Consider the following 368-nt stretch of genomic DNA (forward strand, 5'->3'; position numbering starts at 1 on the left):
CCGCCTCGGCCGTGCGGCGCGGCGCCCCGGCCCGGCACGGCCGGGGGCGCCGACCGCCGGAGGCGTCCACCCGCGCTACGCCCGGTGCGGGTGCCACTCCGCCAGCAGGATGGTGGCGTCGTCGCGCAGCTCGTGGTCCTGGTGGGTGACCAGGGCGTGGATCAGCTGGCGCAGCGCCTCGGGGGCCGGCTCGCCGCCGGCCATGTGCTGGACGAGGGTGTCGGCCAGACGGCGCTCCCCGAAGAGCTCGCCGGAGGCCGAGCGGGCCTCGGTGACCCCGTCGGTGTGGACCAGCATCCGGTCGCCGGGCTGCAGCCGGGCGTGGTGCACGGGTTGCGGCCCGCTCTCGTGGAAGCCCAGCCCGAGCG

Annotated in this window: 1 protein-coding gene; it reads right to left on the reverse strand. The window is 78.5% G+C overall.

Translation table 11 applies throughout. The features are described 5' to 3' along the window. Window positions 1-75: 75 nt before the first annotated feature. Window positions 76-368, reverse strand: a 293-nt coding sequence (locus ACFXAM_RS38670) for a PP2C family protein-serine/threonine phosphatase (RefSeq protein ID WP_380298616.1), incomplete at its 5' end; no start/stop codon positions are given.

Source organism: Kitasatospora sp. NPDC059462, from assembly GCF_042749955.1.
Classification (GTDB): Bacteria; Actinomycetota; Actinomycetes; order Streptomycetales; family Streptomycetaceae; genus Kitasatospora.